Origin of the sequence: uncultured Methylobacterium sp. (assembly GCF_964251405.1) — a bacterium.
In the GTDB taxonomy this organism is placed as follows: domain Bacteria; phylum Pseudomonadota; class Alphaproteobacteria; order Rhizobiales; family Beijerinckiaceae; genus Methylobacterium.
Window position 1 is genome coordinate 52,341 of sequence record NZ_CAXUJR010000011.1, and the last position, 3,265, is coordinate 55,605.

General features: G+C 67.4%; 3 protein-coding genes and 1 pseudogene. All 4 read right to left on the minus strand.

The window, feature by feature from the left end:
- On the minus strand, positions 1 to 410 hold a 410-nt coding region (locus tag ACFE7U_RS03815; RefSeq protein WP_375408405.1), incomplete at its 3' end, for an EamA family transporter.
- A 1-nt stretch (position 411) separates the two neighbouring features.
- A complete protein-coding gene (gene crcB / locus ACFE7U_RS03820; RefSeq protein ID WP_375408406.1) occupies positions 412 to 780 on the minus strand; it encodes a fluoride efflux transporter CrcB in 369 nt (122 codons plus the stop codon).
- Positions 781 to 887: 107 nt separating this feature from the next.
- Positions 888 to 3,140, minus strand: coding sequence for a xanthine dehydrogenase family protein molybdopterin-binding subunit (locus tag ACFE7U_RS03825; protein WP_375408407.1), 2,253 nt, complete (start codon positions 3,138 to 3,140; stop codon positions 888 to 890).
- Positions 3,141 to 3,154: 14 nt separating this feature from the next.
- Positions 3,155 to 3,265: pseudogene (locus ACFE7U_RS03830) on the minus strand (xanthine dehydrogenase family protein subunit M); the annotation flags it as partial.

A 3,265-nucleotide genomic window follows, 5' to 3' on the forward strand; every position in this document is an offset into this window, starting at 1 on the left:
CCCGCGGCGATCAGGCCGACGCCGAGCCAGTTCGGAAGCGTGAGGGATTCGCCGAGTACCGCCACGCCGAAAATCGCCACGAGGACGACGCTCAGCTTGTCCAGCGGCGCGACCCGCGCGGCGTCCCCGAGGGCCAAGGCGCGGAAGTAGCAGAGCCAGGACGCGCCGGTGGCGAGGCCCGACAGCACCAGGAACACGGCGCTCCGTCCCGGGATCGTAGCCAGGCCTTGAGCCTGCCCCGATACGGCGACGATCGCGCCGGTCAGGCACAGGATCACGACTGTGCGCACGAAGGTCGCCACATCCGGGTTCACGCCGGTGACGCCGATCTTGGCGAGGATTGCCGTCAGGGCGGCGAAAACCGCCGAGAGCAGGGCCCAGAAGCGCCAGGAGATGAGCCAATCACCCATGTCAGAGAATGGCCCGCATGGCTGCAAGGCCGAGGAAAAGCGCCAGGATCGAGACGACGACCGAAGCCAGCACGTAGGCGAGGGCGCCGCCGGTCTCTCCGCGCTCGATCAGGCTCACGGCGTCGAGGGAGAAGGCCGAGAAGGTGGTGAAGCCGCCGAGCACCCCGGTGGTGAGAAAGAGCCGGCCCTGCATGCTGCCGCCGCGCAGGGTGAACCACCCCACGACCACCCCCATGGCGAGAGACCCGAGAATATTGATTCCAAGCGTCCCGTAGGGAAAGGCCGATCCCAGCCGGAGAGAGGCTGCGTTGACCCCATGGCGCATCATGCCGCCGAGGCCTGCGCCCACGAACACCAACACGACATTCATGCATCGATCCCTGGAACGGGCACTCCGCCCGACCCGGCGTTAACGCGGCATCCGAACGATGGGCAAGACCGGATTGACAGACCCATCCGGCCGAGACCCGTAGCGCGTCAGCCGATGATCTTGTCGATCGTGATCGGCAATTCGCGGATGCGCTTGCCGGTGGCGTGAAAGACCGCGTTGGCCACTGCCGCTGCCGTGCCGACGATGCCGATCTCGCCCAGGCCCTTCACGCCCATGGGGTTGGCCTTGTCCTCTTCGTCGACGAAGATCACGTCGAGGTCGTAGATGTCAGCGTTCACCGGGACGTGATACTCGCCGAGATTGTGGTTCATGAACCGCCCGATGCTATGGTCGAGCATCGATTCTTCCTCCAGCGCGGAGCCGATCCCCATCACCACGCCGCCGAGGATCTGGCTGCGCGCGGTCTTCGGGTTGATGATCTTGCCCGCCGCGATGGCCGAGACCACGCGGGTGACCCTGACCTGCCCAACATCCTCGTCGACCTTCACCTCCACGAAGATCGCCGAATGGGTATAGGCCGAGAACTCCTTGGCGTGACCGGAATCCGGCCCGGCCGATTCCGTCGCCTCGACCTTGTCAACACCGCCGGCCCTCATCGCGTCGACGAGGGAGACGCTGCGCGACGGATCCCCGCTCACGCTGATGCGCCCGTCGGCGAACACCACCCGGTCCGGATCGACATTGGCCAACGGCGAGTCGTCCATGGCGCGGGCCATGGCGAAGACCTGAGCGCCGATCTTTCGGCATGCCTTCATCACGGCCGTGCCGGACGAGGCCGCGGTCCAGGAGCCGCCGGCCACGGGCGCCTCGGCGAGGTCTGTGTCGCCGAGCTTCGTCGTGACGTCCTCCATCCTCAAGCCGAGCGCATCGGCGGCGATCTGGGTCAGGATCGTGTAGGTGCCGGTGCCGAGGTCGCCGGTGGAATTGCCGACCGTCAGCTTGCCGTCCGCCGTGAGGGTCGCCTGCGCACTCGACTGCTGCATGAGGGATTCCCAGACGCCGGTGGCCATGCCCCAGCCGACAAGCTCGCGGCCCTCCCGCATCGAGCGCGGCTCGGCGTTTCGCGCCGACCAGCCGAACCGTTCGGCGCCCTGTGCGTAGCACTCCCGCAAGGCCTTGGAGCCGAACGGCTTACCTTCGGTCCGATCGGATTCCGCGTAGTTGGTGAGCCTGACGGCAATGGGGTCCTGGCCGGTCTCGTAGGCCAGTTCGTCCATGGCGATCTCGAGGGCCATCACGCCCGTCACCGCGCCGGGCGCGCGCATGTCGGCGGGGGTGTAGGTGTCGATATGCGTGAGCCGGTAGCTCAGCGCGACGTTGTCGCAATCGTACAGGATGGCCGACCAGTTGACGACGACTTCCTGGTAATCCTCGAAGCGTGAGGTGCCCGAGAGAGCGTCGTGGCGCAGCGAGAGCAGGCCACCGAAGGCATCGGCGCCGAGACTCACGCGCTGGCGCACGTCGGGCCGGTAGCCGAAGGTGAACATCTGGTCGCGGGTCAGGGTCACGCGCACCGAGCGTTCGAGGTCGCGCGCCGCCAGGACCGCGAGGAAGAGTTGGTACTGGGGACGCAGGCCGATCCCGAAGCCGCCGCCGAGATAGGGGTTGAGCACCCGCACCTCGTCCTTCTTCATGCCGAACACCGCGGCGATGTAGCCCTGGCTGTTCGAGACGCCCTGGATCTTGTCGTACACGGTGATCCTGCCGCCGCCGTCCCACACCACGGTGGAGGCATGGGGCTCCATCGGGTTGTGATGCTCGACGGCGAGGCGATAGTCGCTGGAAAGCTTCACCGGTGCGGCGTCGTAGGCGCCTTCGGCATCACCCCAGGGGGCCGGGGGCGGCTTGATGCCGGCGCGCTTCATCGGCGGCTCGTAGGACAACTCGGCCTGCGCCCCGACATTCACGGCCGGTTCCTCGGCCGCGTAGGCGAGCTTCACCAGGGAGGCGGCGTAGCGCGCCGTCTCGAAATCCTCGGCCACCACCAGGGCCACCGGCTGGCCGGAATAGGAGATCTTCTCATCGTACAGAGCGCGGAACGGTGACCCGGGAGGGGCGACCGCATCGCGGTAATTGTAGTCGAGCCACGCCGTGCGGGGCCGGTTCTCGTGGGTGAACACCTTGATCACGCCGGGCACCGCCTCGGCTTCGGCCGTATCGATCGCGGTGATCCTGCCCCGAGCGATGCCGCCGGAGACGACGTAGCCGTGGGCGAGATCGGGAGCGGCGAACTCGCCCGCATATTTGGCGAGGCCCGTGACCTTGGCGGGTCCGTCGACGCGGCTGCGGGCGGTGCCGACGAAGCTGTCCGTGCCGGTTGAGCTGATCGTGGTGACCATGAATTCTTCGATCCTTAAGCGATGCGCTTGTCGGAAAGCGACTGCGGCGTGCCGGCGGCGGCCTGAGACAGGCCGCGCACGATGGCGCGCCGCGCGAGTTCGACCTTGAAGGCGTTGCCCGACTG